This window comes from Pseudomonas sp. AC463 (assembly GCF_979253585.1).
The window spans coordinates 1-392 of sequence record NZ_CEEDDZ010000180.1; the positions used below are offsets into that span (position 1 = coordinate 1).

Consider the following 392-nt stretch of genomic DNA (forward strand, 5'->3'; position numbering starts at 1 on the left):
CATCTGGAGGATGCGCAACTGGTCGGTAAGATCGGGCTCGTACCGGTCGAGCGCGGCGAAGGTCACGGAGTCGATCGCGGCAACATCGACGTCACCCGATGCGACGGCCAGCGCGCTGGCACGGTGCGATCCCGTATGCTCGACCGCAGCGAAGAAGGCTTGAGCGTTTGCGATCGGCGCAATTGCTGCACGGAACAGGTTCATGCCCGTGTTCGAGGCAGGATCGTTGATCGCGGCGCGACGGCCGCGCAGATCGCCTAGTCCGAACGCCTGATCATTGTGACGGACGACGATCAGGCTGTGGTGGGTACTGCCCCTGCAGGCAGGGCATTCATAGACTGGCAGCGCGACGATTCTTAGCGGTAGCGTCGCGCTGCCAGTCTATGAATGCC

The 392-nt window shown here is 63.0% G+C and carries 1 protein-coding gene; it reads right to left on the minus strand.

The genetic code is table 11. The features are described from left to right. Nucleotides 1-354, minus strand: a 354-nt coding sequence (locus AC0IYH_RS29680; protein WP_471837652.1) for a phosphate/phosphite/phosphonate ABC transporter substrate-binding protein, incomplete at its 3' end; no start/stop codon positions are given. Nucleotides 355-392: the final 38 nt, after the last annotated feature.